The organism is Mesorhizobium sp. WSM3873, from assembly GCF_001672445.1.
In the GTDB taxonomy this organism is placed as follows: domain Bacteria; phylum Pseudomonadota; class Alphaproteobacteria; order Rhizobiales; family Rhizobiaceae; genus Mesorhizobium.
On record NZ_LYTM01000023.1, the window covers coordinates 174,896 to 201,885 of the forward strand.

The following is a 26,990-nucleotide window of genomic DNA, read 5'->3' on the forward strand; positions in this document are numbered from 1 at the left end:
TCAATACTCAAGCCGAACTGATGATCCCCTACGGCGCCAGGAAGGAAGGGCTTGCCGTCGCGCGCACCGGCTCGGAACGAGCATAACCGTCACGCCTGATGCCGCCATGGTCGATCAGGCGAGCGATCACGGCGCGCCGTGCGTGATACGGCGTCAGCGTGTGGTCGGCATTCGGCAGCGAGACCCTGGTCACGCCGCGAATGCTATCGAGCCGCTCTTCCTCCGAGCCAAAATGGCGGGCGATCTCCTTGAGGCTCAGATCGCCTTCCGAGGTTACGAGGAGGACCCGCACGCCGCGGCCGCATAGGTCGCGCATCCAGCGTTCCACCCGCCGCTGTCCAAGCAGCGCGGCCGGATGCAGCATCGACAATGTGGACTTGATCGCCTCCAGCCCGCGCCGGACGATCAGCCGGGCGCATCGCGAAGCGATCCCGCGCCATGCGGCGTCGGCCGGCTCGCGGCTCTCCTGCATGGCGGCAGCGTTCTGCCCGAGCACGGCCTTGGACGTCTCGTAAGTCTTCCAGACCGCCATCTCCAGCGCGTAGGAACCGTTCCAGGCGAAGCAGAGCGGGTTGATCATGGTCAGCATCCGTACCCGCCGATCGGCCCGCGCGGCGTGAAAAGCCTGAAATGCGCCAGCGCAGGTGCCGACCAGGCCGACCCCGGGGTAGCCGGCTCGCTCCATCCAGTTGATCGCACGACTTACATCATGGCGCGTGCGCCGGTCATAAAGGAACAGGCGCCCTTCCTCGGTCGGATCGCTGAGGCCAAGTCCGGGCAGGTCGACGCGCAGCGAGGCTACGCCTTCCGCCGCCAGGGCTCGCGCCGCTTCCACCGTGCCGCGCGCCCAGCCGACATGCGGCACGCCACCGGCATTGAGGAAGATCACCGGCTCGGCCTCGGTCTGGCGTTCGCGCGGTCGGCAAAGCACACCGCAGATCATCGGCGCCGGTCCAATCAGCACCGGGCTTTCCGTGTAATGCGGACCGTCCAGGATCTGCGACACATCGCGCGGCATGGCCTTTCCCGCTGCCGCTTCGGCAGCCTGGTCGGCGATCCAGGCGGCGCAGCGATCGAGAGCGGCGGCCGGAATCCGGTTAGCGGTCGGGTCGCACATCAAGAGAGGATAGCCATCGAACTCGGCCGTCGCGATTTCCGCAGCGCCAGCCGTGTCGCCGAGCACCTCTTCGGCAGCCAGCGGCTTGCCGTTTGTAAGCACCAGCTTCGGCAGGGATGGAAGGCCAGCCGCGGCATACCGCCAATCGAGCGCTGAGAGATCGGCCAGCGTTTCATGCGAAATTCGGAAGCCGGCGGCCTCGCGCCCCTCGGTGAAAACCCCTTCGCCCGCCGAGCGGCTGGCCAGCGGCGCGTCGATCATGCGCGACATGGCTGTGATCTCGCGAACATAGGCCTTGCCGGAGGACGGCGGCGCGAGCAGCACGAGACCCGCCACGTCGTCGCGTCCGGCCGCCGCCAGCGGGGCCAGCAGGGCACCAAGCCGGAAGCCGACCAAAATGACGTCCGCCACGCCGCAATCCTGCCTCAGCCGATCGATCGCCGCGCCTATGCTCGCCGTCCACCGTTGCACCTGACCGGGCGTTGAATGGTCCCCGGCGGCATTGCCGCAGCCGGGATAGTCGAATTGCAGCGCCGGCAGACCGTTTTCGGCCAGCTTGTCAGCCAGAAGCCGCAGGAAACGCCGGCTGCACAGGTCCTCGTGGCCATGCGCCCCGGCGATCACGACACCCCGGCCGCGCCGCCCGGTTCCCCTGCCTTCATGAAGCCAGCCGATCGTGTCGGCAAAGACGATCCCCTTCATGCGACGCTCCCGGCAGGCCGCAACGACTGCATCCTCTCCACCCTGGTCTCGACAGTGTCGGCTTGCGGCGCATCGTAGGCCACCTCGCGATCGCCATTCAGCGCCGTCACGACGCCGGCCGGAGTGGCATAGGCCGGCCCATCCAGGCCAATTTCCTTCACCGCGCCCGGCATCAGGTGGAAGCCGTTCTCGCGCGGGAAGAACAGCCCATCCTTGATGGCGACGTGATAGGCGGCGCGTCTGCAGGCGAGCCGCAGGCGCCAGCCGTCGCTTCCGCGCATCAGCCCTGCGGACAGGCCGACATCGCGTCGCGCGGTCATGGCGCCTGGAAGCACATGAAAGGCTTGGGCCAGGATCTCGCCGTCGTGGCCTTCCAGCCTTGCCACCGTTACTTCGTGCCCGGCTGGGCCGAAGCGATAGGCGTAAGACAGATCAAAGAAGGCGCCGAGCAGCGAGAATGCCGACAGCGACTGCGCCCCGCGCGCCTGCAGAGTGACCGGCCGGCGCGCCGCCACCACCGGGGTGACGCCGTCGCGCAGGCAGGCAAGCGATAGCGTCGCCTCGACTGCCCTTGCCGTGTCATTGACGAGATGGGCGCTCAGCCCGTTGACGCCCTCATCGGTCAGCGTCAGCCGGAGCGGCGCGAAGGCGCGTCTCAGCGCATGCCAGACCGATTTCGGCCGAGCGGCAGAATCGACGACGCCCCACCCTGCTCCCGGGAGCAGATCCTTCCAGAAGAACACCAGCGCGCCCGCCGTCGGGGAGGCCGGTCTGCGCCATTCATCGATCGTGCGCTCAACCACCTCGGCAATGACGGCGCGCGAGAGGTCGAGGTAGCGCGCTGGATCCTCCATGCGCAGCCGGCGAGCATCGACGCCGAACAGCGTCTCCAGATAATGCTCGCGCACGTCCTCGAAATCCCACGACGCACCTGCATCGCGCGGCACGCCGGCCTTCCAGCGCGGGTCGTGGCCGGGCGGAACGGGCAGATGCTCATCGAGCGTCGCCTGTTCCGGCACGTTGGCGAAGGCGAGGCATTCGCTGGCGAAACGCACCTCCGCGCGGCGCGCGTCCTCCAGCGGCCGGCAATAGGCGCCGACGCCATAGTAGTGCGTCGGGCCGCCATCCGCGGCAAAGGGCAGGCTGCCGCCGGAGGGCGAGGAGGACACCAGCGCCAGATCGGGCAGGATCGCCTGCGCGGCCGGACGCACGACATCGTCGAACCAGGGTGTCGGATCCATCGCCACCGGCATGCCGAGCATCGCGGCCTGCTGCGCCACCTCGCTGCCGCCGCACAGCACCGCCAGCGACGGCGAATGCCGAAGCCGCCTTAACAGGTTCTCCACCTCGCGCGACAGCGCCGCCCGCCAGGCCTCGCTCTTCGCCGGATAGTCGAAATTGGCGAGCATCAGGTCCTGCCAGACCAGAATGCCCATCTCGTCGCACAGCTCGTGGAAGGCATCGCTTTCATAAGCGAAGGTGCCGCCGACCCGCAGCATGTTGACGCCGGCTTGGCCCACGAGATCGAGGCCGGGCTGGATTTCGCCTCGCTCGCAGGGCAGTCGCACGGGATCGGAGGGCGTCCAGACCGCGCCGCGGCAGAACACCGGCACGCCGTTGACGACCAGGCGAAAATCGCGTCCGTCGGCGCCGCGATCGATCTCGATGCGGCGGAATCCGACCCGGCCCAGCCGGCTGCGCACCGTGCCGAGCGTCGCCATCACTTCGTGCAGCGCCGGCTCGCCATGACTGTTCGGCCACCATGGGGCGACATCGGCAATGGCCAATTCCGCCGTCAGCCGGGTGGGTGTCTCGAACTTGAGGGGCGCGCGCACTCCGGCACAGCTGACATGCGCCCTTTGCGCATTGTCGAAGGGTTCGGCGAGGGTGATCGCAATCGCAAGATGCCCGGTGGCGCCGTCGAGCCTGGCGCGCATATGGGCATCGAGGATGCGCTGCCCGCCAACTTCCCGAATCAGCTTGATGGGACGCCACGGCCCGACGACATCGAAGCTCGGACACCAGCCCGGCATATGGCCGATCAGGGTCGTGCGCACCAGCCGCAGCCGCTGATCGTCGATCATGCGAGGGCGCCAGCGGGCGCGTGGACCGATAGCCGTTTCCAGATGGCGGTCGAGACTGCGAAAGACGATGGCGAGCTGCTCGCCCCCTGAAAGGCTTGCCGCAGCCTCATGGCGCTCGAACATCGAGGTCGAGGTGAGCAGCAGCCGCTCGCCAAGCCAGACCTCGGCGAAAGTCGCCAGCCCCTCGAACACCAGCCGCACCGGGCCGGTCGCGTCGAGCCTGCGGCTGTACCAGACATCGCGGTCGTGCAGCCGGGTTGGCTGCTTGCGGTCCCAGCGGCCATGCTTTTCCAGCGTGGCGGCCGCCGTGCCGGGGCAGGCCGCGTCCAGCCATCCGGCATTTGCGTCGATGTCATTCGGCGAAGCCCAGGCACCTGCCGCCGAGATGGCCATCCGCCAACCCCGATCCAGCAATCCGGCAGTGCCGGCGATCGACACCGTGGCGTCCATTTCCCCACCCATGCTCAAATGCGCCTCGGCCGGCCCGCTAGGCCGCCTTGGAGGCGACACCGGCCATGCGGGCGTCCAGCACGTTCATCACCGTTTCGTAGGCCTGCGCCATCGGCGCGATTGCTTCGGTCAAGCCGTCGAAGCGCTGCCGCGCCATCGCGCGGGCGAGCTTGAACTGCATGACCTTGGCGCCCTCGGCAATGTTGCCGGCGGCTTGCACCGCCTCTGCCAGGCAGGTTTCGCCGTGCTGCCCCAGCCATTCGAGATGACTGCCAAGAAGTTCGAAATTCGCGCCGACCTGCCGCAGCGTGTTGAAGGCATAGGTGTGGAAATAGGCAGGCGACTTCGTCGCCAGCCTTTCAGCGTGGCGGCCGAACGCGGCCGCATAGGCGCCGAGCGGATTGCGCTTCGGCCGCCGCTTCAGATGATGCGCAAGCAGCGCCGCTGCGGTCCCGACCGCGTCGCGGGCAGGGCGCGTGGCGTCGAGCTTCACGAATTCCGCGTAAGGAAACAGCGGCAGGTCGCCTGCCGACACACCATCCCATTGGCCGAAGATGCCGTCATAGTCTTGGCCCTCGAGCGCGAAGTAGCCGTCATTGTGGAAGTAGCGCATCTGCCGCGCCTCGGGATCGAGCGCATTGATACCGACCGTGGTCTTGGAATGGCCGCTGCGGTAGGTGATGCCTTTGGTGTCGGGCAGGTAGAAGGCATCGACCTCGACCAGCGGCAGCCGGCCGAGTTCGACTTGCGTCAGCACATGCGTCTCCAGCCGGTCGAAGACCGCCAGCTCCTGGATGTCCAGCCCCGCCAGCCTCTGCAGGTCGGCGGTCGGAAACTTGAAGAACGTGAACTGATCACCTTCGAAATCCTGCGCCGCGGTGAAACCGAGCGCTGCGACCGGATCGTGCCCGGTCGCGTGCAGAACCTCGATCAGAAGGTCGACATAGCAGTTGGTCTGCGGCCACCGCCTTTGCGGATCGTGCAGCCAGTGCGGCCGGTAGGTGGCCGGATCGAGGCCGGCGATCGCGCTCAGCATCTCACACGCTCCAGAGCACGTCGCGGACCGCCGCCGGCCAGGCTTCCGCGTCCGGCCCGTGGTGGCGGAACAGCGCCAGGGCCACGCGCTCCAGCCCGAAGCCGACGCAGGCCGAATGGCAGAACTCCCCGTCGGCGAACTTCAGGCCCCAGGTCTGGCCAAAATGGTCCTGGTGATAGTTGAAGCTCAAGCAGGCGGTCGGCTTCTCGATGCTGGTCACCGGAATCAGCAGCTCGAATTTCAGGCCCTGATCGCGCTGGTTGTTGGCCATCATCCTGCCGCCGCGGCCGAAGAACGGATCGTTGGCAAGATCGACCTCGCAGGGCAGGTCGAGCGACTCGATCATGGCCCTGCCGCGCTTCAGCCAGCTTTCGCGGAACGAGCGCACCTGCTCGGCCGTGCCGATCTTGACGAACTCGCGCATGCGGAAGAGCTGCATGCGCGCCGGGTCCTTCGACGGCTCGTGGCGGAAGCAGTAGGAGGAGAGTTCGAAAAGAAGGCCCTGCGCCGGCACTGGGCCGCGCGCAGCTATTGTGGGATAGAGCGGATAGCAGGCGGCGGGTGTCAGCGCGAGGTCCGTCGCCTTCTGCAGCTCCGTCCAGTCTCCGCCGTCAGCCATCATGCCGAGCAGCTGCGCATGCTCCCGCTCGCCGCCCATGAAGGAATGCACGCAGCCGGCAAGCTGCGGAAAGTTTTTCATGTAGCCGCTCTTCTCCAGCGTCGCGCGGCTCATGCCCGGCGGAAAATGGATGCGAGTGGCCTTGTCGGGCGCGCCGAGGCGGGTGACGAGACGCTCGAACCGCTCGATCACGTCCTCGAACGCGCCCGAACGGCCATAAAGGCCGTCGACGCCGGATTCGAACAGAATGCCGTTCTCGAACAGGCTGTCCAGCAGCGACTTGGAGTCGAATGTCTTGGCGTCCATCTCAGCTCCCCAGGCCGGTGTCGAAGCGGCTCATCAGCATGAGCGTCGCGGTATTGGAAAGGATGCGGTCGTTGGAGATCATCACCGGCGCCGAGGTCACATCGCGCAGCTGCCGGCCGACGCTGAACGGGGTGCCGTTCTTGTAGCCAAGAATGCCGTTGACCAGCATGGCGAGACGCACCACGGCGCCGGCTTTCTCGCTGGCCGCGACCTTCAGCGCGTTGATCTCGGCGGCGAAGCCGATCGAAGACAGCGCGTCGTCCTCGCCCGCGGCCGCTTCGAAGCGGTGGATGGCGGCCGCAAGGTGGCCTTTCATCTCCTGCAAAAGGGCGGCCGCTTCGGCCAGCCTCAGCGCGCCCGGCGGCATGGAGTCGGGCTGCTTGCGCGCCGCCGCCTTGACGAAGGCCTGCGCCCGATTGAAGGCGTCGGCGGCGATGCCGAACCAGGTCGCCGCCCAGAAGATGTGCGAGCTGGCCAGCATCGACTGCGCCGCGATCTCGGAGAACGGCTTCGGGAATATCTGCGCCGCGTCACCCGTGGCGACCAGATGAAAGCCGTCGGAGCAGGTGCCGCGCATGCCGAGCGTGTCCCACACCGACGTGCGCTCAAGCGTGCGGTTGCCGTCGGCCGGGATCACCACCATCACCTGATCGGAGCTGGCCGCATCGGGGGCGCGACGCGCCGTGGCGAGGATGGCGTCGGCATAGTTGCCATAGGAGATGACGGTGGCTTCCTTGGTCAGCGCGAAGCGCCCGCCGGCGACCTCGACCGCACAGATCGAATTGCGCAAATTGCCGCCGATGCCGGCCTCCGTAGTCGCGGAAGCCATCAAAAGCTGCTCGTCGGCGATGCGCCGCATATAAGCGCGGTGCCAATCGCTGGCGCCTCCGTGAGTGACAAAGCTCGACGTCTTGATCTGATGCATGGCATAGATCATCGCGCTCGAGCCGCAGGCCTGGCCGAGCTGCACGATGAGGTCGGCGATCTGCATCGTGCCGAGCCCCTCGCCGCCATGCTCGATCGGGATCGCCACGCCGAGCAGGCGCTCGCGCTTCAGCGCCTCGATCGTCTCCGCCGGGAAACGCCCCTCCTTGTCGACGGGGTCGGCATGGCCGGCGGCGATCTCGGCGACGCGGCGCATGCGCTCGGTCGCGACTTCGGGCGCCTCCGCGAGCGAGGCCGCCTCTATGTTTCTCAACACGTTCATGGCTACGCCGCCTTGCGCGTCAACTGCGAAACGGCATCCGCGATGCTGGCCAGCGAAGAGAAGGTGCGCCGCGTCAGCATCGTCTCGGGGAATTCGATGTCGAACTCCTCTTCGAGCGCCAGCATCATCTGCACCGAGGCGAAGGAGGTCAGCCCCGCGTCATAGAGATTGGCGTCGTCGGCGAGCGCGCCGAAATTCAGCGGAATCATCGGATGCTGCTCGAGCAGCGAACGTATCTGGTCGATCATGGAGGCCCCACCCTTGCGTTGTGCAGCCGGCAATATCGCAGACGCAGCGCAACCGTGGCGTTAACGCCGCAGAGCAGTTTCAACCATGCCTAAGGATCGGTAACGGACCGCAATACAATTTTACGGCTCTCGATTCGGAGGGGCCTCTGTCCGGGATTTTTTGTGGCTGCGTGTCCGCATCGATATCACGCCACGGCCCCTCCGCCGCCGCCGCGACCTGGCAAAAGCCTGCCGTCAATCAATCGATCAGATAAATGGTCGACAATGGGCCCTCACTTTGGCCTAATGGTTGCCGCTATCCCATTCGAGAGCTGCTGGACGATTTTTGGAACGGCGAGACCGGGGTAAGAGTATGAAGTTCACGCTGCGGGCTCTCTTGCCGTTGACCTTGATCGCAGGCTGCTCGTCGAGTGTTGCGTCGATCAATCCGGCGAAATACGACGGGATGAGCTGCGCCGAGCTCAACAGCGCGCTCGGCGACACCGCCACCGATATTTCGCGGACGGCGATCAGCCGCGGCAAGGTCGCCAATACCAGCGTGCCGACTTGGCTGCTCGGCGGCGAGCGCGTGAAGACGGTCGTGGCCAATCGCGATACCGCCAGGATCGAGCGGCTGCAGCAACAGCAGCAGGCGATCATCGCGGCCAGGAAGAGCCGCTGCCCGTCCTCGCAGTGACCAGGGCGTCGCCGAGCAGCGGAAGTCTCAAGCGCTGATGCGGAACCTGGTCGTATCGATCGCCGCCTTCATCAATGTCTGCGTGTAGGCTTCCCGCGGATTGCCGAAGATCTCCTCGGCCGCCCCTTCCTCGACGATCTTTCCCTGCTTCATGACGATGATGTAGTCAGCCATGGCGCGCACCACTGCGAGGTCGTGGCTGATGAAGAGGTAGGACAGTCCGTGGTCCGCCTGCAGCTTGCGCAATAGCTCGACGATCTGCTTCTGCACCGAGCGGTCGAGCGCCGAGGTCGGCTCATCAAGCACCACTACTTTCGGCTTCAGGATCATAGCGCGGGCAATGGCGATGCGCTGGCGCTGGCCGCCGGAGAATTCATGCGGATAGCGGTTGCGCGCGTTCGGGTCGAGGCCGACCTCGCGCAGCGCCTCGACGGCACGCTGGTCGCGCTGCTTGCCCGTCAGCGAAGGCTCGTGCACCAAAAGCCCTTCGGTGATGACCTGGCCAACCGTCATGCGCGGCGACAGCGAGCCAAACGGATCCTGGAAGACGAGCTGCAATTCGCGCCGCAGCGGCCGCATCGCGTGGCGGTCGGCCTCTGAGATGTCGCGGTCGCCAAAGCGGATGACACCGTCGCTGGGGAGCAGCCGCAGCAGCGCGCGGCCGAGCGTCGATTTGCCGGAGCCGGACTCGCCGACGATGCCGATCGTCTGGTTGCGCTTCAGCCGGATCGATATCTTGTCGACGGCCCGCAACATCAGCGGCTCGCCGCCGAGAAAACCACCGCCGATCTTGAAGACGACCTCCACGTTGCGGCCCTCGAGCAGCACGGGCGAATTGGCGGGCGCGGCCGCCTTGGTGCCGGTCGGCTCGGCGGCGAGCAGCATCTTGGTGTAGGCGTGCTGCGGATTGGCGAAAAGCGCTTCCGCCTCGCCCTCTTCCACCACCTCGCCCTGGCGCATGACATAGACGCGGTCGGCGAAACGGCGGACGATGCCCAGATCATGGGTGATGAAGACGATCGCCATGCCGAGCTTGCGCTGCAGTTCGGCAAGCAGCATCAGGATCTGCGCCTGAATGGTGACGTCCAGCGCCGTCGTCGGCTCGTCGGCGATCAGAATATCGGGATCGTTCGCCAAAGCCATCGCGATCATGACGCGCTGGCGCTGGCCGCCCGACATTTCGTGCGGATAGGATTTCATCCGCCGCTCGGGATCGGGGATGTGCACCAGTCTCAACAGCTTCAGCGCCTCTTCACGCGCGGCCTGGGCACTCAGGCCGCGATGGCGGCGGATCGGCTCGATGAGCTGGTTGCCGATGGTGTAGAGCGGATCGAGCGAGGTCATCGGCTCCTGGAAGATCATGCTGATCTTGCGGCCGCGAACCTTGTTGAGCTCGCTCTTGGTCATCTCCAGGAGGTTGCGGCCGCGGTAATCGACCTGGCCGGTCGCTTCGCCATTGGAGGAAAGCAGGCTCATCGCGGCCATCATCGTCTGGCTCTTGCCGGATCCGGATTCGCCGACGACGGCGACGGTCTCGCCGGCATTGACCTTTATGCTGATGCCCTTCACCGCCTCGACCGTGCCGTCGAGGGTCTGGAAGCGGACGCGCAGGTCCTTGACGCTGAGGATCGTTTCGGAAGCCATGTCAGCGATCCCCATCCTTATCGATCTTTGGGGTCGAGCGCGTCGCGCAGGCCGTCGCCGACAAAGTTCAGCGCGAACAGCGTCGAAACGAGGAAGAAGGCCGGGAACAACAGCAGCCAGTTGGCATAGCCGATGTTCTTGGCACCGACCGAAATCAGCACGCCCCAGCTGGTCATCGGCTCCTGCACGCCAAGCCCGAGGAAGGACAGGAAGCTTTCCAGGATGATGACCTGCGGCACCAGCAGCGTCATGTAGATCACCACCGGCCCGAGCAGGTTGGGGATGACGTGGCGCACGAGGATGCCGCGCTGGCCGACGCCCATCGCTTCCGCCGCCTGAACGTATTCTTGCCTGCGGATCGACAGCGCCTGGCCGCGCACGATGCGCGCCATGTCGAGCCACAGCACCGCCCCCACCGCCAGGAACATCAGCACGAAGTTGCGGCCGAAGAACACCACCAGCATGATGACGAAGAAGATGAAGGGCAGCGAGTAAAGCACGTCGACGATGCGCATCATCACCTCGTCGACCCTGCCGCCGGCAAAGCCGGCCGTCGCGCCGTAGATCACGCCGATGACGCCGGCGACGACACCGGCAAGCAGGCCGATCGCGAGCGAAATGCGCCCGGCCATCAGCGTGCGAGACAAGAGATCGCGCCCGGTGTTGTCGGTGCCGAAGAAGAAATATTGCTGCTTGACGGCCGCGCTCATGGTCATCTCGAGCCCATCGGGCGACTTGCTCTCGATCTTCGTGTCGTCGAAGGCGTCGGAGCGGTCGAGATAGCGGATGTTGCGGTCGTCGACCGGCTTCTTGGAGGTGACGGTGACGACGACGCGGCTGCCGTCCTGGTGCCACTCCTTGATGTCGACGCGCATGCGTTTGATCGCGTCGCTCAACGCGCCCTGGATCATGTCGGGCTTCGGATAGGCCGACAGGCTCGGCGGCGTGCGCACATAGTCGCCGTAGATGGTCGTGTATTCATGCGGCACGACCATAGGGCCAAATACGCTGGTGACGGCAATGAATGCCAGATAGTAGAGGCTGAACATGGCGGCGCGGTTGCGCTTCAGCCGCGCCCAGGCATTGCCCCAGAGCGAGCGGCCGACGATCGGCTCCGGAGCGGCTACGGCAAGCTCAGTCATAGCGCACCCTCGGATCGACGACCGCATAGAGAAGATCGACGATCAGGTTGAAGACGATCGTGAAGAGCGCGATCACCACCACGGTTCCCATGACCAGCGTGTAGTCGCGGTTGAGCGCGGCGTCCACGAAGTAGCGGCCGACACCGGGAATGGAGAAAATGGTCTCGACGATGATCGAGCCGGTGAGCAGCGCCGCCGCCGCCGGACCGGTGAAGGAGACGATCGGCAGCACGGCGCCGCGCAGCGCGTGCTTGACCACCACCGACCAGTCGGAGAGGCCGAGCGCGCGGGCGGTGCGGATGTGGTGCGAGCGCAGGCTCTCGATCATCGAGCCGCGCATCAGGCGGGCGACGATGGCGATCTGCGGCAGGGCGAGCGTCAGCACCGGCCCGACCTTGTTGATTAGGGCGCCGTCGCCCCAGCCGCCGATCGGCAACAGCTTCCAGGAAAGGCCGAAGACGAGCTGGATCACCGGCGCGGTGACGAAGGTGGGGATGGTGCTGCCGGCCGTGGCTAAGGCGATCACCGAATAGTCGGCTATTTTATTCTGATTGAGCGCCGCGATCGTGCCGAGGATCGAGCCCAGCAGCAGCGCCAGCACCAGCGCCGAGGTACCGATCTGCACCGAGATCGGCAGGCCCTTGGCGAAGAGTTCGGTGACGGTGAAATCCGGCAGGTTGTAGCTCGGTCCGAAACTGCCGCGCAAAAGATTGCCGAGATAGTGGAGATATTGCAGCCAGAGCGGATCGTCGAGGCCGAACTGGGCTTCGAGATTGGCCCTGATCTCGGGGCTCAAGCCCCGCTCCTGGTTGAACGGGCCGCCTGGGGCGACGCGGATCAGGAAGAACGCCACCGTCACGATGACGAACAGCGTCGGGATGGCGGTCAATAGCCGCCGGAAGACATAACGCAGCATCGGCGCCCCGCTTCAGCCAGGGCGACGGCTCTCCAGACGAGATCGTGGCGCGCTGGCATCTCTGATCTTCGCACCGGCGTCGCCGAAAATACAATGCGACTTTCGGCCCGGCACGACGACAAACCGCGGCCGCCGCTCCCTAAAAGAGAGCGGCGGCACGGCCAAGGTTCCTTGTCAGTCCTTGGAGATGAAGCGAGACGGATGAATGTCCATGACATTGTCCTCGAAGCCATGCAGCTTGGAGGAAACGATGTCGTGGTAGCTGTAGTAGAGCAGCGGGATCTGGCCGACATCGTCGACGAGGATGCGCTCCGCTGCGGCGAGGTCCTTCATGCGCTCCTCAGGCTTGCCGCCGGCGGCGGCTGCCTTGTCCATGGCGGCTTCATAGGCAGGGCTGTTGTAGTTCGAGTAGTTGTTGCCGCTCGCCTTGCGCGAGATGCCGAGGAAGGTCTCCGGATCCTTGTAGTCGGCGATCCAGGCGGCGCGGGCGACGTCGTAGTTGCCCTTCTGCTCGAGGAAGCCATAGTGGGTCTTGGTGTCGGTGTTGAGCAGCGTCACCTCGATGCCGAGCGGCTTCAGCTGTTCCTGGATGGCGACCGCCGTGTTCTTGTGGTTCTCCGAGGTGTTGTAGCGGATCTCCATCTTCAACGGATGCTCGGGTGTATAGCCCAGCTTTTCCAGCACTTTCTTGGCCGCATCCTCGCGGTCGATCTGAGACATGTCGGCGTATTTTGCCAGTGCCGGCGTGTAGCCCTCGATGCCCGGAGGAACCATCGAATAGCCGGGCAGCATCGAGTTCTGCCAGACCTTCTCGGCGAGGAAGTCGCGATCGATCGCCATTGAGATGGCGTTGCGCAGTTCGACGTTGTCCCAAGGCGCCTTGTCGGTCTTGACCGCATAATAATAGGTGCCGAGATATGGCCCCACACGGATCTGGTCACCGAATTTGGTTTTGAGATCGGCGAGCTGTTCGGTCGGCAGGTCGCCATAGCTGTCGAGTTCGCCGGCCTCGAAGCGCTTCATCGCGGACGAGCGATCCTCGGTCGGGATGTAGTTGACCACGTCGAGCTTGACGCTTGCGGCGTCCCAGAACTTCGGGTTCTTGACCAGTTTCATATGGTCGTTGGGAACCCACTCCGCCAGCGTATAGGCCCCGTTGGAGACCAGCTTGCCCGGTTTGATCCAGTCCGCGCCGAGCTTGTCGATGGAAGCCTTGTTGACCGGATAGGTCGCCTGGTGGGTCAGCATCTCCAGGAAATAGGGCGTCGGAGCTTTCAGCGTGACTTGCAGGGTGTTGGCGTCGATCGCCTTCACGCCCATATCCTCGGCCTTGCCTTTCTTGGTGTTGAAGTCCTCGGCGCCTTTCACCGGATAGAGCATCGAGGCGTATTCTGCAGCGGTGGCCGGGTCTTCCAGCCGATGGAACGAGTAGACGAAGTCGTCCGCCGTCACCGGGCTGCCATCCGACCACAGGCCGTCCTTGCGCAGCTTGAAGGTGTAGACAGTGCCGTCGTCGGACACCGTCCAGCTTTCGGCGGCGCCCGGAATGAGGTTCGTCTTCGGGTCATGCATGACGAGGCCCTGGAACAGGTCGCGTATGATATCGGCCTCGTAGACCGTCGACGTCTTGTGCGGATCGACCGTCTCCGCCTCGGCAGCGGATCCGCGATTGTAGACGGTCTCGGCAAAGGCGGGCGTGTAGAAAGCACCGGTCGCCAAAGCCATCGTGGTGGCGAACACGGTCGCCTTCAGCAGGTTTTTGAGCATGAAGTCTCTCCCTTGTTGGCGCGGCCCCTCAACCACGCCTTGAGTGTTGACGCCCCGGAACCGTCAACGGGTCCCTTTTGAGCGCGCCCCCGGTTCCCTTCCGGCGGCTGGTGGCGGGAGACTAGACAGAGGAATATCTTATTTCAACTGCCCGCTGCTTGACGTTGAGTGAGCAGCGTTTCGCTAAAACAGCGATATCTAAAGCTTAGGCGCCCCGTTCAACTGTGTGCACCTTTCGGTTGTTCCAGCCGTTTTCTGTTTTTGCAAGCAGGTTTTGGCATTCTCCGGCCCATGCTGAAGAACCGAAATTTCCTTGCTCCTTGGTTCCGTTTCCGGGCTGACGCCGCGGGCACATCGGCGGTCGAGTTCGCCATGCTGGCGCCGATCTTCATCCTGCTGTTGCTCGGAATGGTTGCATACGGAATCTATTTCGGCGCCAGCCATTCGGTCCAGCAGATCGCCGCGGACGCGGCGCGAACGGCGATCGCCGGCCTCAACCAGACGGAGCGCCAGGCGCTGGTCACCGATTTCATCAGCCATGACGTCGCGGGCTATGCTTTTGTCGACCCGAAAAAACTGACGGTGGACGCCAAGGACAGTACCGTCGATGGCAGCCAGTTCATCGTCTCAGTCAGCTATGACGCGCGCGACCTGCCGATCTGGAGCCTGTTCCGGACACTGCCGTTGCCGGGGACCACGATCCAGCGCCAGTCGACGATCCGGGTCGGAGGCATATGATGCGCTACTCCGCGGGGGGAGTGATGGACGCTGCGCGACGGCTGATCGCCGACCGGCGCGCCAATTTCGCGGTTATGACCGCGCTCTGCACGCCGGTGGCGCTGACGCTGACCGCGTTCGCGATCGACGAGGGCTCGCTCTATAACGAACGCCGCGCCGCGCAGTCGATCGTCGACCTCGCCGCGATCACCGCCGCCGCCAACATCAACAAAGCCCAGCAAGCCGTGCTGACGACGCTGAAGGACAACGGAATCACGTCCGTGGCCGTGCAGCAGCAGGGCACCAAAATCGAGCCGACCGCCAGCAAGGCGGTTGTCGAGGTCGTGCCCGGACGCTATTCGGGGGTCAGTTCCATCGCGGCCGGCAGCCGCTTCGAGGCGGGCAAGCTGCCCTACAATGCCGTCCAGGTGTCGATGAAGAAGCTCGGCACGCTCTATTTCGCCGCTTCGGTGATGGCCCCGCCGGTGATCGGCACGACTGCCACCGCAAGCGCCGAGCCCGCAGCAGCATTCTCGGTCGGATCGCGGCTCGCCAGCGTCAATGGCGGCGTCCTCAACGTGCTGCTCGGCGCGCTTCTGGGCGGCAACCTCTCGCTCAGCGTGATGGACTACAATTCGCTGATCTCGGCCGATGTCGACGTGCTCTCCTTCACCGATGCGCTGGCGACGCAGCTGCGTCTGACCGGCGTTACCTATTCGGATGTGCTCGGCTCGAAGGCAACGGTCGGCCAGATCGCCACCGCCATGTCCAACGTGCCCGGGCTCGACCGCACCGCCAAGCTCGCGCTGCAGACCATGGCCTCGAGCGCCGCCAACTCGGTCAAGGTCCCGCTTGGCCACCTCGTCGACCTCGGCTCGGTAGGCAGTCTGGGGCTCGGACAGAAGCCCGCCGGGCTTTCGGTCAGCGCCAGCGCCATGAGCATGCTGAGCGCAGCCGCGGCGCTCGCCAACGGCACGAACAAGGTTACGGTCGACCTCGGGGCGACGATACCGGGACTGACATCGACGACGCTCCAGGTCGCCGTCGGCGAACCCATGCAATCGTCGCCATGGCTGGCGGTGGGAGAATTGGGCACGGTGGTGCGAACGGCGCAGACGCGCATCAAGCTCAATGCCAGCGTCGGGATTGGGAACGGGAACAACGGCAATGGCTTTGGCAACGGCACCGGAAATGGCACAGCCGGAATGAATTTGAGGGGCGGCGTCAAGCTGCTTGCCGTCAACCTGCCACTCGATATCGAGGTCGCCTATGCCGAAGCCAAGCTGACCGACATCAGCTGCCCGACCGGCCGCTCCAGCATCAAGGTCTCCATCGCCGCGCAGCCGGGCGTCGTCGCGGCCCATCTCGCCGACAGTAACGCCAGCGGCTTCGCGGATTTCGGCAAGCCGCAATCCTTCAGCGACGCCGACATCGCCGACGTCAGCCTCAAGATGATGCTGATCAACCTCAATCTGCTGCAGATCAAGGGATCGTCGGCCTTCTCGGTCACCAGCATGGCGCCGACGAACCTGACCTTCAGCGCCACCGAGATCGCCAACAAGGCGATCAAGACAGTGTCGACCAAGAACCTGACGCAGTCGCTCACCGCCTCGCTGGTGAACAACCTGTCGCTGACGGTCAACGCGCTCGGCCTCGGTCTCGACGCGACCACCCTGCTCGGCACGGTGAAGCCGGCGGTGACGACGCTGCTCAACAGCGTCACCGCGCCGGTCGACAACCTCGTCTACAATGTGCTTGCGGTGCTTGGCGTGCATGTCGGCGAGGCCGATGTGCGGGTCACCGGCGCGACTTGCGGACGCTCGGTGCTGGTGCAGTAGCGACCGTCAGCCAATTCTCCCGACGAAGCACCCTACAGGCGGCAGCGCCAGCGCAATTTCTCCGAGAACACCGCCAAGAACGCCGGCGACGTCTACGGCAAGAACCGTTATCTCGACATCGCTGATCTCGGCCGGCAGCGCCCAGTTCGCCGGCTCACCAGCGAAGTTGAAGACGCATAACAAGTTCTCGTTTTCGCGCTGACGGATGAAAGCAAGCACATCGCCCTCCGCCTCTAGGAACCGGATCGAGCCGGCGATCAGCGCCGGATGGCGCTTGCGAAAGGCCAGCATCGAGCGATAGGCGGCAAGGACAGAACCGTCCTCGCCCTCCTGCACATCGACCGCGCGGGCGCGATGCGACGGCGGTACCGGCAGCCAGGGCTTGCCCACGGAGAAGCCACCATTTTCGGCCCCGGCCTGCCACACCATCGGGGTGCGGCAGCCGTCCCTGCCCTTCACGCCCGGCCAAAAACGGATGCCCAGCGGATCGCGCAGGTCCTCATAGGCAAGCTCGGCTTCCTCCAGCCCAAGCTCCTCGCCCTGGTAGAGGCAGATCGAGCCGCGCAGGCAGGACAGCAGCGCGATCGCGAATTTCGCTACCGCATCAGGATTTTCGCCCGGCTGCGTCCAGCGGCTGACATGGCGCATGACGTCGTGGTTGGAGAAGGCCCAGCAGACCCAGCCGTCGGCAACCGCGTTCTCGAACGCCTCGACGCAGCCGCGCACATGGGCGGCCGAGAATTGCGGGCCGAGCAGGTCGAAGGTGTAGCACATCTGCAATTTGTCGCGGCCGGAGGTGTAGGCGGCGAGCGTCTGCAGCGAGCGCTCCTCGTCGCCCACTTCGCCGACGGCGGCACGGTCCGGATATTCGTCGAGCAACGCGCGCAAGCGCTTCAGGAAATCGAGATTCTCGGGGCGCGTCTTGTCGAAGAGATGCTCCTGGAAGGCGTAGGTGGTGGTGGCGACGTTGGTGCCGGCGACGCTTGAAGCCAGCGGAGGGTTGTCGCGCAGCCAGCGGTCGTGGACATAGTAGTTCACGGTATCCAGCCGGAATCCGTCAACGCCGCGCTCCAGCCAGAAGCGCACGGTGTCAAGGACCGCATCCTGCACCTCCGGATTGTGGAAATTCAGATCCGGCTGCGCGGTGAGAAAATTGTGCATGTAGTATTGCCGGCGGGTGGCGTCCCACTCCCAGGCCGGCCCGCCGAACAGCGATTGCCAGTTGTTGGGCGCGCTGCCATCCGGCTTGGCGTCGGCCCAGACATACCAGTCCGCCTTGGCATTGTCGCGGCTGGCGCGGCTCTCGACAAACCATTCGTGCTTGTCGGACGAATGCGAGATCACCTGGTCGATGATGAGCTTGAGGCCAAGCCGGTGCGCCTCGGCGACCAGCGCGTCGAAATCCCCAAGTGTGCCGAACATCGGATCGACATCGCGATAGTCCGACACGTCATAGCCCATGTCGGCCATCGGCGACTTGAAGAAGGGCGAGAGCCAGACGGCGTCGACGCCGAGCGAAGCGACATGGGCAAGACGCGACGTTATTCCCTTGAGATCGCCGCTGCCGTCGCCGGTCGTATCCTGGAAGGAGCGCGGATAGATCTGGTAGATCACGCAGCCGCGCCACCATTCGGCATTGTTACCAGCCATTACGAACCCTTCCCGGCACGGGCCTTTCCGGCCGCCCTGCGCTCGATCATGAAATTGACGGTGCGGCCGGGCAGCGGCCGCGCAAGGTCGATCGCCCGCGTGTCGATCGCCGGACGCCACTCGTAGCCATGTCGCAGCGGCAAGGAGAAGACGCATTGGCGGCGGTCGCCATTGACCATGACGGCAAGGCGACCGCGCTGGCTATCGCCGAGGATCATGACGAGGCGGTGACGGCCGGGATCGTTCCAGTCGGCCTCGCCGAGCGGTGCGCCGGTCTCGGTCAACCACTCGACGTCCGGGATTTCCATTCCGTCTGCAGCTTTGCCGGTCAGGAAATTCGTGTCGGATAACGGCGGAAAGGCACGGCGCAGTTGCCCAAGCGCTGCTGTGTACCGCTCCAGCGCCCGGTCGCGGCCGGCCCAGTCGAGCCAGGTGATGGCGTTGTCCTGCGCATAGGCGTTGTTGTTGCCCTTCTGTGTGCGGCCGAACTCGTCGCCGGCGGTCAGCATGATGGTGCCGCGCGAGGCAAAGAGCGTCGCAAGCAGCGCGCGCTGGTCATCGAAGCGGGCCTTGGCGATTTCGGCGTCATCCGTCTCGCCCTCGACACCGCTGTTCCACGACAGATTGTCATTGTGGCCGTCGCGATTGTGCTCGCCATTGGCCGCATTGTGCTTCTTCTCATAGGCAACGATGTCGGCCAGCGTCATGCCGTCATGCGCGGCGATGAAATTGACGCTGCGGCTCACCGGCTGCCCCGCCCCGCCGAACACATCGGAGGAACCGGCAAGCCGCGTGGCTAAAGCGCCGATCGCGCCCGCGTCGCCGCGCCAAAAGCGCCGGACGTCATCGCGATAGCGGTCGTTCCATTCAAGGTATGGCGGCCGGAAATTGCCGAGTTGGTAGCCGGTCGCGCCAATATCCCATGGCTCGGCGATCAGCACGCGGTCGGCGAGCACGGGGTCGCCGGCGATGGCTTCGAGAAGCGGCGCCTCCGGATCGAACGTGCCGTCAACGCGGCCGAGCACCGGCGCTAGATCGAAGCGGAAGCCGTCGACGCCGGCATGGCGGACGAAATGGCGCAGCGTATCGAGCACCATCCTCTGCACGACCGGGTGGTCGCAGGCGACGGTGTTGCCGGTGCCGGTGTCATTGGCCAGTCGGCCGTCCGGCATGTGCCGGTAATAGGTCCGGGCGTCGAGGCCGCGCAGCGACAGTGTCGGCCCGAGCCGGTCGCTTTCGCCGGTGTGGTTGAATACGAGGTCGAGGATCGTGCCGATACCCGCTTCACGCAGCGCCGCGACGGTATCGCGCAATTCGCTCAGGCCGTCCGGAGCCAGGCGGGGATCGAGCGCCATGAAGGTGACGGGGTTGTAGCCCCAGGCATTGTTCAGCCCCAGCGGCGGCAAATGGCGCTCGTCGATCGAGGCCGTGATCGGCATCAACTCGACGGCGGAAACGCCGAGACGCTTCAGATGCTCGACGACAGCCGGATGGGCAAGCGCCGCGATGGTGCCGCGCTGGGCCTCGGGGACGTCCGGATGCAGCCTGGTGAAGGAGCGGACGTTGAGTTCGTAAATCAGGCCGCCGGGCCGGAACAGCGGCGGCTGGGGCGGCTGCGGTTTGGGCAGGGAATGCGCAATTGCCTTTGGCATGAGCGAGGACGTGTCGGCGCCTTCATTGCGTTTGGCGGCCAGCCTCCAGTGATATTGGTATGGACGATCGACCTCGACGGCATACGGATCGATGAGAAGCTTGTTCGGATCGAACCAGAGGCCGCGCTCCGGCGCATAGTCGCCGTCGGCGCGAAAACCGTAACGCGTGCCGTTCCCAAGGCCGGGGACAAGGAGTGCATGCACGCCCTCGCCTTCCGGGTTGAGTTCCAGCCGGTCGATCTCGCGCGCGCCGCTGTCGTCGAAGAGCGAGACCCAAAGACGTCTGGCCGATGAGGAGCAAACGGCAAAGCGGATGCCTTCGGGAGTGATGCTGGCGCCGAGGGTCATGCGGGCCTCTCCCCTTCTCCCCTTGTGGGAGAAGGTGGATCGGCGCGCAGCGCCGAGACGGATGAGGGGCGTTGGAAGGAATGAGGCGTCGATGTTCTGGACACGGGTTTGCGCCAAGCTGGAGCACCCCTCAACCGTCCGAACTTCGCTCGGCCACCTTCTCCCACAAGGGGAGAAGGGGAAATCCTCACCATTTTCAAGTAATCACGCTCGGCTTGTTGCGACCGGTGTGGCTCTTGATGCCGGCGATGTCGTCGGCGGCGGCGATGAGGTCGGCGAGCGCTTCCTGCGTGTCGAGGTCATGCCTCGCCTTGTCGGGCTCGTAACGCTCGATATAGACGCGCAGCGTGGCGCCGGAAGTGCCGGTGCCGGAGAGCCGGAACACGACGCGCGAGCCGCCCTCGAACAGGATCCTGATGCCCTGGTTCTTGCTCACCGAGCCGTCGACCGGGTCGTGATAGGCGAAGTCGTCGGCGCTGGCGATCTTCATGCCGCGCACGCTGGTGCCGGGCAGCGAGCCGAGCTTGGCGCGCAATTCGTCGACCAGTGCGTTGGCGCGGTCTGTCTCGACCTCCTCATAGTCGTGGCGCGAATAATAGTTGCGGCCGTAGGTTTCCCAGTGCTTGGTGACGATGTCCTTGCAGCTCTCGCCCCGCACGGCGAGGATGTTGAGCCACAGAAGCACGGCCCACAGCCCGTCCTTCTCGCGCACATGGTTAGAACCGGTGCCGGCGCTTTCCTCGCCGCAGATCGTCGCCATGCCGGCGTCGAGCAGATTGCCGAAAAACTTCCAGCCGGTCGGCGTCTCGTAGATGCCGACGCCGAGCTTCTCGGCGACGCGATCGGCCGCTCCGCTGGTCGGCATCGAGCGGGCGATGCCCTTCAGGCCTTCCTTGTAGCCGGGCGCCAGATGCGCGTTGGCGGCCAGCATCGCCACCGAATCCGAGGGCGTTACGAAGATGCCCTTGCCGATGATCAGGTTGCGGTCGCCGTCACCGTCGGAAGCGGCGCCGAAATCCGGCGCGTCCGGCCCCATCATCTCGTCATAGAGATGTTTGGCATGGACCAGGTTCGGATCGGGGTGATGGCCGCCGAAATCGGGCAGCGGCTTGAAATTGCGGCAGGTCCCGTTCGGGGCGCCGAGCCTACGCTCGAGGATCTCCTTGGCATAGGGGCCGGTCACCGCGTGCATGGCGTCGAAGCGCATGCGGAAGCCATATTTGAAATTGGCGCGGATGGCGTCGAAGTCGAACAGGCTCTCCATCAGCTCGGCATAGTCCTTGACCGGGTCGAACACCTCGACCGTCATGCCGCCGGCTTGGAAGGTGCCGATCGTGTCGATGTCGACGGTGCCGATGTCGGCGATCTTGAAGCTCGAGATCGTCTTGGTCTTTTCGAAGATCGCGTCGGTGATCTTCTCCGGCGCAGGGCCGCCGTTGCCGGCATTGTATTTGATGCCGAAGTCCTCGTGCGGGCCACCCGGATTGTGGCTGGCCGACAGGATGATGCCGCCAAAGGTCTTGTATTTGCGGATGATGTTGGACGCGGCTGGCGTCGACAGGATGCCGCCCTGCCCGACCATCACCTTGCCGAAGCCGTTCGCAGCGGCCATGGCGATGGCCGTCTGGATGACCTCGCGGTTGTAGAAACGGCCGTCGCCGCCGATCACCAGCGTCTTGCCCTGAAAACCCTCCAGAGCGTCGAAGATCGACTGGATGAAGTTCTCGGCATAGTGCTCCTGCTGGAAGACGGGCACCTTCTTGCGCAGGCCGGAGGTGCCGGGCTTCTGGTCGGTATAGGGTTTGGTGGGGACGGTCCGTATCATGCTTCAGGCAGCCCTTTTTGAAAGCAGCAAGCGATAGAGTTCGACATATTTCTCGGCGCTCTTGTCCCAGGAAACGTCGGCCTTCATGCCCTGGCGCTGGAGCGAGGCCCAGGCGGCTGGTCTGGCATGCGCTTCGACCAGGCGACGGATGGCGTGCAGGAGGGCGCCGCCATTGTTCGGCGCGAATTGGAAACCGGTGGCGACGCCGGCCGAAAGTGCCGCCTCGTTGGCGTCGATGATGGTGTCGGCGAGGCCGCCGGTGCGGGCGACGACCGGCACGCAGCCATAGCGCAATCCATAGAGCTGGGTCAGGCCGCAGGGCTCGAAGCGTGAAGGGATGACGATGGCGTCGCAACCGCCCTGCATGATGTGGGAGAGCGCCTCGTCATAGCCGATGACGACGCCGACGCGGCCGCGATGCCGCGCGGCCGCGGCGAGCAGCGAGCCTTCGAGGCCGGCATCGCCCGAGCCCAGAACCGCCAGCCGTGCTCCGCGCTGAACGACGCCGTCGACGACCGCGGCCAATATGTCCATGCCCTTCTGCCAGGTCAGACGGCTGACCACGCAGACGATCGGGCTGTCGTCAGGCTCGAGACTGAAACGCTCCTCCACGGCCTTGCGGTTCAGGGCGCGCGCTTCCAGCGTCTCGGCCGAGTAGTTGGCGACCAGGTGCCTGTCGGTCGCCGGGTTCCAGATGTCGACATCGATGCCGTTGACGATGCCGTAGAGGTCGACGGCGCGCATGTTGATCAGGCCGTCGAGGCCCATGCCGAATTCCGGCGAGCGGATTTCCTGCGCGTAGGTCGGGCTCACCGTGGTGATCGCCCAGGCGGCCTGCAGGCCGGCCTTGAGGAAGCCGACGCCGCCATAGTATTCGACGCCATCGAGCTGCATCGCCACGCCCGGCAGGCCGAGCTCGCCGAAAATGCCGGAGCCGAACTGTCCCTGAAAAGCAAGGTTGTGCACGGTGATCAGCGACGGCACGCCGATCGCGTTGCCGTAGCGCATATAGGCGAGCGTCATTGCCGACTGCCAGTCATGGGCATGCACGATATCTGGCTGGTAGCCGGAGATCGCGCCGCCGGCGATGTCGCCGCCGACCTGGCTCAGCGCCGCGAAGCGCCGCCAGTTGTCGGGCCAGTCGGAGCCGGAGGCGGTACCATAGGGCCCGCCCTGGCGGTCGAAAAGATGCGGCGCGTCGAGCACGAAGAGCTCGAGCTCGCCGATCTTGACCGCATGAACCGAAGCCTTGCCGCCCTGCAGCAGCGGGTACTGGTAGACGGCCTTCTTTTTCTTGAAGGCGTCCATCACCACCGGGTAGCCGGGGATGAGCGTGCGCATCGCCACGCCCTTGCTGGCGAGCGCGATCGGCAGGGCACCGGTCACGTCGGCAAGCCCGCCGGTCTTGATCAGCGGGAAGATTTCGGGCGTGACGGACAGAACCTGCATGCGCCTAAGATCCACGGCTAAAGTGACAGCTTGTTGATCAGGCTGACAACTTGCCGATCAACCCTATCAGGTTGACAGCTTGTTGATCATATCCTGAGTGATCAGGCATATGCCCTTTTCCGAAACGCGGAAGCGCTTGGCGTCGAGTGCCGCATCCTCGCCGACCACCAGTCCCTCCGGGATGTGGACGCCATGGTCGATGACGACGCGCTTGAGGCGCGCGTTGCGCCCAACCTGAACGTCGGGCAGCATCACCACTTCCTCGAGCTTCGAATAGGAATTGATGCGCGCGCCGGTGAAGATCAGGCTGCGGCGCAGCGATGCGCCGGAAACGATGCAGTCGCCGGACACCAGCGAGGAGATCGCCTCGCCGCGACGGCCGTCCTCGTCATGCACGAATTTGGCCGGCGGCTTCAATTCGGCATAGGTCCAGATCGGCCAATCCCGGTCGTAGAGATCGAGTTCGGGCGTGACATCGGTCAGGTCGATATTGGCTTCCCAATAGGCGTCCACCGTCCCGACGTCGCGCCAGTAAGGCTCCGACTCGTGCGAGGAGCGGACGCAGGATTTGGCAAAGCGGTGGGCGATCGCCTTACCGTGCTGGACGATGTAGGGGATGATGTCCTTGCCGAAGTCGCGGCTGGATCCTGGCTCGGCCGCGTCGCGGCGCAACTGCTCCATCAGGAACTTGGTCTTGAAGACATAGATGCCCATCGAGGCCAGCGCATGGTCCGGCTTGTCCGGTATGCCGGGCGGGTCGGCGGGTTTCTCGATGAAGGAGATGATGGTGTCCTTCTTGTCGACATGCATGACGCCGAAGCCGGTCGCCTCCATGCGCGGCACTTCGAGGCAGCCGACGGTGACATCGGCGCCGGCATCGACGTGCTGGCGCAGCATCAGCTCGTAATCCATCTTGTAGATGTGGTCGCCGGCTAGGATGACCATGTATTCGGGGCCATAGGCCTCGATGATATCGATGTTCTGGTAGACCGCATCCGCCGTGCCCTCGTACCACTGCGTTTCCGAGACGCGCTGCGAGGCGGGCAGGATGTCGAAGCTCTCGTTTCGTTCGGGGCGCAGGAAGTTCCAGCCACGCTGCAGGTGGCGGATCAGCGAGTGCGCCTTGTATTGGGTGGCGACGCCGAGACGGCGAATGCCGGAGTTGAGCGCATTGGACAGCGCAAAATCGATGATGCGCGTCTTGCCGCCGAAATAGACGGCGGGCTTGGCGCGCCGGTCGGTCAGCTCCTTGAGGCGGCTGCCGCGGCCGCCGGCCAGCACATAGGCCATGGCATCGCGCGCCAGCGGCTGGGTTCTCTTGATCTCTGCCATCGTTTGCCTCCCTCCTAAGCTGTCCGGACCTTTGCTTCGTCCGCGACGAATTCCAGCATGATCGTCGACAGCGGCGGCAAGAGCATCGTCGCCGACGTGCCGCCCCCTTCCCCGCTCGCCACGATCATGCCGCCATTGCCCATGCCGGAGCCGCCATACTCGGCGGCGTCAGTGTTGATGATCTCGCGCCACTCGCCCGCCTTCGGCAGCGGCACGCGATAGTTCTCGCGCGGCACCGGCGTGAAGTTGGAAATGACGGCGATCGGGTTGCCGTCCGGCGCGCTGCGCAGCCAGGCAAAGACGGAGTTGTCGCGATCGTCGACGATCAGCCAGGAGAAGCCTTCCGGCTCGCAGTCGCGTGCATGCAGCGCCGGGCGCGAACGGTAGAGGTAGTTCAAGTCCCGCACCGCCTGCCGGACGCCGCGGTGCGGGGCGTGCTCCAGCAGATTCCAGTCGAGCGCGCGTTCCTCGCTCCACTCGCGGCGCTGGGCGAATTCCTGGCCCATGAACAGGAGCTTCTTGCCGGGATAACCCCACATGAAGGCGTAGTAGGCGCGCAGCGTGGCAAATTTCTGCCAGTCGTCGCCTGCCATCTTGTGGAGCAGCGTGCCCTTGCCGTGCACGACCTCGTCATGGGAGAGCGGCAGCACGAAATTCTCGGAGAAAGCGTAGACAAGGCCGAAGGTGATGTCGTTGTGATGGTGCTTGCGGTAGATCGGCTCCTTGGAGAAATACTCCAGCGTGTCGTGCATGAAGCCCATGTTCCATTTGAAGCCGAAGCCGAGCCCACCTTCATGCACCGGCTGCGACACCTTAGGCCATGAGGTCGATTCTTCGGCGATCGTCATCACCCCGGGATGATGGCCGTAAAGCTCCTTGTTCATCTTCTGCAGGAAGCTGACCGCCTGCAAATTCTCGCGCCCGCCTTTCTCGTTGGGTATCCACTCGCCTGACCTGCGCGAATAATCGAGGTAGAGCATCGAGGCGACAGCGTCGACGCGCAAACCGTCGACATGGTATTTTTCGGCCCAGAACAGCGCGTTGTTGACGAGGAACGACACCACCTCGCGGCGGCCGAAATTGTAGATGGCGGTATTCCAGTCGGGGTGAAAACCCTGGCGCGGGTCGGCATGCTCGTAAAGCGCGGTGCCGTCGAACTTCACCAGCCCATGCTCGTCGACGGGGAAATGCGCCGGCACCCAGTCGAGGATGACGCCGACGCCGGCACGATGCGCACCGTCGACGAAGCGGGCGAAGCCGTCGGGATCGCCGAAGCGCGCGGTCGGCGCATAAAGGCCGGTCGTCTGGTAGCCCCAGGACGGATCGTAGGGGTGCTCCGAGATCGGAAGGAACTCGATATGCGTGAAGCCGGTTTCGACCACGTAGGGAATCAGCTGCGCGGCGAGCTCGTCCCAGGTGAGGAAGGTGCCGTCATAGCGCCGCTGCCACGAGCCGGCATGGACCTCGTAGATCGAGATCGCCTCGCGCCGCGGATCGGCCTTTTGCCAGAAGCTGCGATGCGCCTCGTCGCCCCATTGATGCGCCATCGGCTGCGCCGTCACCGAAGCGGTCGCCGGGCGCAGCTCGGACTCGAAGGCGAACGGATCGGCCTTGAGGGGCAGGCGCACGCCGTCGGGACCGATGATCTCGAACTTGTAAGGCTGGCCGGCGCCGAGGTCCGGAATGAACAGCTCCCAGATGCCGGTGTCCTTGCGGTCGCGCATGGTGTGCCGGCGGCCGTCCCAGTCGTTGAAGGCGCCAACCACCGAGACGCGCCGGGCATTGGGCGCCCATACCGCGAAATGCACGCCGGTGGCCCCCTCATGCTCGATGATATGGGCGCCGAGCTTGTCGAAGAGCCTCAGGTGCGAGCCCTCCGCCATGTAGTAGTCGTCCATCGGGCCCAGCACCGGGCCGAAGGAATAAGGGTCGGTCAGCCACCAGTCGCCGCCGGCATTCCTCGCGTGATAGCGCAACGGCTGACGCTTGCGGGTCGAAAGCTTGCCCTCGAAGAAGCCGGCATCGTTGCTGCGCACGAGTTCCCCGGCTTCCTTGCCAGTGAGCGTATAGGCGGTGACGCATTCGGCATTGGGCACGAAGCAGCGAGCGACAAAGCCCTTGCCGGCCGCGTGCACACCCAGAATGGCAAAGGGATCGCCATGCGTTCCGGCGACAATGGCCGCGACATCGCCGGCTGGCGCCGGTCCGTCCGGCCCGCTTGGTGCAGCGGTCGCGCGCGGCTTCCTCATCAGGCGGCGTCCCTCC

At 65.0% G+C, this 26,990-nt stretch carries 19 protein-coding genes; 3 read left to right on the plus strand and 16 right to left on the minus strand.

Annotation, left to right across the window (positions count from 1 at the left end; all coding sequences use genetic code 11):
* Positions 1-28: 28 nt before the first annotated feature.
* From A9K71_RS16560 to A9K71_RS16585, 6 genes are all read right to left on the minus strand, one after another.
* Positions 29-1,819, minus strand: a complete 1,791-nt coding sequence (locus A9K71_RS16560) for an alpha/beta fold hydrolase (protein ID WP_066997736.1) — start codon at positions 1,817-1,819, stop codon at positions 29-31.
* Positions 1,816-4,365, minus strand: a complete 2,550-nt coding sequence (locus tag A9K71_RS16565) for a glycoside hydrolase family 2 protein (RefSeq protein ID WP_245299648.1) — start codon at positions 4,363-4,365, stop codon at positions 1,816-1,818. The genes A9K71_RS16560 and A9K71_RS16565 overlap by 4 nt, the downstream gene beginning before the upstream one ends.
* A 25-nt stretch (positions 4,366-4,390) precedes the next feature.
* A complete protein-coding gene (locus A9K71_RS16570; protein WP_066997742.1) occupies positions 4,391-5,389 on the minus strand; it encodes a DUF1839 family protein in 999 nt (332 codons plus the stop codon).
* Between the two features lies 1 nt (position 5,390).
* Positions 5,391-6,314 (minus strand): amino acid--[acyl-carrier-protein] ligase, encoded by a 924-nt coding sequence (locus tag A9K71_RS16575; protein ID WP_066997745.1) that lies wholly within the window; start codon positions 6,312-6,314, stop codon positions 5,391-5,393.
* A 1-nt stretch (position 6,315) separates the two neighbouring features.
* Positions 6,316-7,455 (minus strand): acyl-CoA dehydrogenase family protein, encoded by a 1,140-nt coding sequence (locus A9K71_RS16580; RefSeq protein ID WP_095827233.1) that lies wholly within the window; start codon positions 7,453-7,455, stop codon positions 6,316-6,318.
* 68 nt (positions 7,456-7,523) lie between these two features.
* Positions 7,524-7,769, minus strand: coding sequence for an acyl carrier protein (locus tag A9K71_RS16585; RefSeq protein WP_066997751.1), 246 nt, complete (start codon positions 7,767-7,769; stop codon positions 7,524-7,526).
* A gap of 352 nt (positions 7,770-8,121) precedes the next feature.
* On the opposite strand from A9K71_RS16585, the gene A9K71_RS16590 reads away from it, so the two are divergent.
* Entirely contained in the window at positions 8,122-8,445 is a 324-nt protein-coding gene (locus A9K71_RS16590) for a hypothetical protein (RefSeq protein WP_066997754.1), read from the plus strand.
* 27 nt (positions 8,446-8,472) lie between these two features.
* On the opposite strand, the gene A9K71_RS16595 is transcribed toward A9K71_RS16590, so the two are convergent.
* The 4 genes from A9K71_RS16595 to A9K71_RS16610 form a co-directional block, all read right to left on the minus strand.
* On the minus strand, positions 8,473-10,089 hold the full coding sequence (locus A9K71_RS16595; protein WP_066998155.1) for an ABC transporter ATP-binding protein: 1,617 nt from the start codon (positions 10,087-10,089) through the stop codon (positions 8,473-8,475).
* 17 nt (positions 10,090-10,106) lie between these two features.
* On the minus strand, positions 10,107-11,231 hold the full coding sequence (locus A9K71_RS16600; RefSeq protein ID WP_066997757.1) for an ABC transporter permease subunit: 1,125 nt from the start codon (positions 11,229-11,231) through the stop codon (positions 10,107-10,109).
* Positions 11,224-12,147, minus strand: a complete 924-nt coding sequence (locus tag A9K71_RS16605; protein WP_066997760.1) for an ABC transporter permease subunit — start codon at positions 12,145-12,147, stop codon at positions 11,224-11,226. The genes A9K71_RS16600 and A9K71_RS16605 overlap by 8 nt, the downstream gene beginning before the upstream one ends.
* 174 nt (positions 12,148-12,321) lie before the next feature.
* Positions 12,322-13,914: a peptide ABC transporter substrate-binding protein gene (locus tag A9K71_RS16610; protein ID WP_066997763.1), complete on the minus strand. Its 1,593-nt coding sequence runs from the start codon at positions 13,912-13,914 to the stop codon at positions 12,322-12,324.
* 168 nt (positions 13,915-14,082) lie between these two features.
* Between A9K71_RS16610 and A9K71_RS16615 the strand changes: the two genes are divergently transcribed.
* Positions 14,083-14,652 carry a TadE/TadG family type IV pilus assembly protein gene (locus A9K71_RS16615; protein ID WP_245299649.1) on the plus strand — a complete coding sequence of 190 codons (570 nt, stop codon included), beginning with the start codon at positions 14,083-14,085 and terminating at the stop codon, positions 14,650-14,652.
* Entirely contained in the window at positions 14,652-16,469 is a 1,818-nt protein-coding gene (locus tag A9K71_RS16620) for a pilus assembly protein TadG-related protein (RefSeq protein WP_348626993.1), read from the plus strand. Before A9K71_RS16615 ends, A9K71_RS16620 begins: the two co-directional genes overlap by 1 nt.
* A 6-nt stretch (positions 16,470-16,475) precedes the next feature.
* Here the strand turns inward: A9K71_RS16620 and A9K71_RS16625 are convergent, their stop codons facing one another.
* From A9K71_RS16625 to glgB, 6 genes are all read right to left on the minus strand, one after another.
* Entirely contained in the window at positions 16,476-18,119 is a 1,644-nt protein-coding gene (locus tag A9K71_RS16625; RefSeq protein WP_066997768.1) for an alpha-glucosidase family protein, read from the minus strand.
* A complete protein-coding gene (gene glgX, locus A9K71_RS16630) occupies positions 18,119-20,119 on the minus strand; it encodes a glycogen debranching protein GlgX (protein WP_066997771.1) in 2,001 nt (666 codons plus the stop codon). The genes A9K71_RS16625 and glgX overlap by 1 nt, the downstream gene beginning before the upstream one ends.
* Positions 20,120-20,315: 196 nt before the next feature.
* A complete protein-coding gene (locus tag A9K71_RS16635; protein WP_066997774.1) occupies positions 20,316-21,944 on the minus strand; it encodes an alpha-D-glucose phosphate-specific phosphoglucomutase in 1,629 nt (542 codons plus the stop codon).
* Positions 21,945-21,947: 3 nt separating this feature from the next.
* A complete protein-coding gene (gene glgA, locus A9K71_RS16640) occupies positions 21,948-23,393 on the minus strand; it encodes a glycogen synthase GlgA (protein ID WP_066997777.1) in 1,446 nt (481 codons plus the stop codon).
* 66 nt (positions 23,394-23,459) lie between these two features.
* Complete coding sequence (gene glgC / locus A9K71_RS16645) at positions 23,460-24,725, minus strand: glucose-1-phosphate adenylyltransferase (RefSeq protein WP_066997781.1); 1,266 nt, start codon at positions 24,723-24,725, stop codon at positions 23,460-23,462.
* A 14-nt stretch (positions 24,726-24,739) separates the two neighbouring features.
* A complete protein-coding gene (gene glgB, locus A9K71_RS16650) occupies positions 24,740-26,974 on the minus strand; it encodes a 1,4-alpha-glucan branching protein GlgB (RefSeq protein ID WP_066997784.1) in 2,235 nt (744 codons plus the stop codon).
* Positions 26,975-26,990: the final 16 nt, after the last annotated feature.

Bases quoted from the DNA above. Each gene is read 5' to 3' on its own strand.
- A9K71_RS16560 (WP_066997736.1), bottom strand. From the start codon at position 1,819: ATGAAGGGGATCGTCTTTGCCGACACGATCGGCTGGCTTCATGAAGGC.
- A9K71_RS16565 (WP_245299648.1), bottom strand. From the start codon at position 4,365: ATGGGTGGGGAAATGGACGCCACGGTGTCGATCGCCGGCACTGCCGGA.
- A9K71_RS16570 (WP_066997742.1), bottom strand. From the start codon at position 5,389: ATGCTGAGCGCGATCGCCGGCCTCGATCCGGCCACCTACCGGCCGCAC.
- A9K71_RS16575 (WP_066997745.1), bottom strand. From the start codon at position 6,314: ATGGACGCCAAGACATTCGACTCCAAGTCGCTGCTGGACAGCCTGTTC.
- A9K71_RS16580 (WP_095827233.1), bottom strand. From the start codon at position 7,455: ATGCGCCGCGTCGCCGAGATCGCCGCCGGCCATGCCGACCCCGTCGAC.
- A9K71_RS16585 (WP_066997751.1), bottom strand. From the start codon at position 7,769: ATGATCGACCAGATACGTTCGCTGCTCGAGCAGCATCCGATGATTCCG.
- A9K71_RS16590 (WP_066997754.1), top strand. From the start codon at position 8,122: ATGAAGTTCACGCTGCGGGCTCTCTTGCCGTTGACCTTGATCGCAGGC.
- A9K71_RS16595 (WP_066998155.1), bottom strand. From the start codon at position 10,089: ATGGCTTCCGAAACGATCCTCAGCGTCAAGGACCTGCGCGTCCGCTTC.
- A9K71_RS16600 (WP_066997757.1), bottom strand. From the start codon at position 11,231: ATGACTGAGCTTGCCGTAGCCGCTCCGGAGCCGATCGTCGGCCGCTCG.
- A9K71_RS16605 (WP_066997760.1), bottom strand. From the start codon at position 12,147: ATGCTGCGTTATGTCTTCCGGCGGCTATTGACCGCCATCCCGACGCTG.
- A9K71_RS16610 (WP_066997763.1), bottom strand. From the start codon at position 13,914: ATGCTCAAAAACCTGCTGAAGGCGACCGTGTTCGCCACCACGATGGCT.
- A9K71_RS16620 (WP_348626993.1), top strand. From the start codon at position 14,652: ATGCGCTACTCCGCGGGGGGAGTGATGGACGCTGCGCGACGGCTGATC.
- A9K71_RS16625 (WP_066997768.1), bottom strand. From the start codon at position 18,119: ATGGCTGGTAACAATGCCGAATGGTGGCGCGGCTGCGTGATCTACCAG.
- glgX (WP_066997771.1), bottom strand. From the start codon at position 20,119: ATGACCCTCGGCGCCAGCATCACTCCCGAAGGCATCCGCTTTGCCGTT.
- A9K71_RS16635 (WP_066997774.1), bottom strand. From the start codon at position 21,944: ATGATACGGACCGTCCCCACCAAACCCTATACCGACCAGAAGCCCGGC.
- glgA (WP_066997777.1), bottom strand. From the start codon at position 23,393: ATGCAGGTTCTGTCCGTCACGCCCGAAATCTTCCCGCTGATCAAGACC.
- glgC (WP_066997781.1), bottom strand. From the start codon at position 24,725: ATGGCAGAGATCAAGAGAACCCAGCCGCTGGCGCGCGATGCCATGGCC.
- glgB (WP_066997784.1), bottom strand. From the start codon at position 26,974: ATGAGGAAGCCGCGCGCGACCGCTGCACCAAGCGGGCCGGACGGACCG.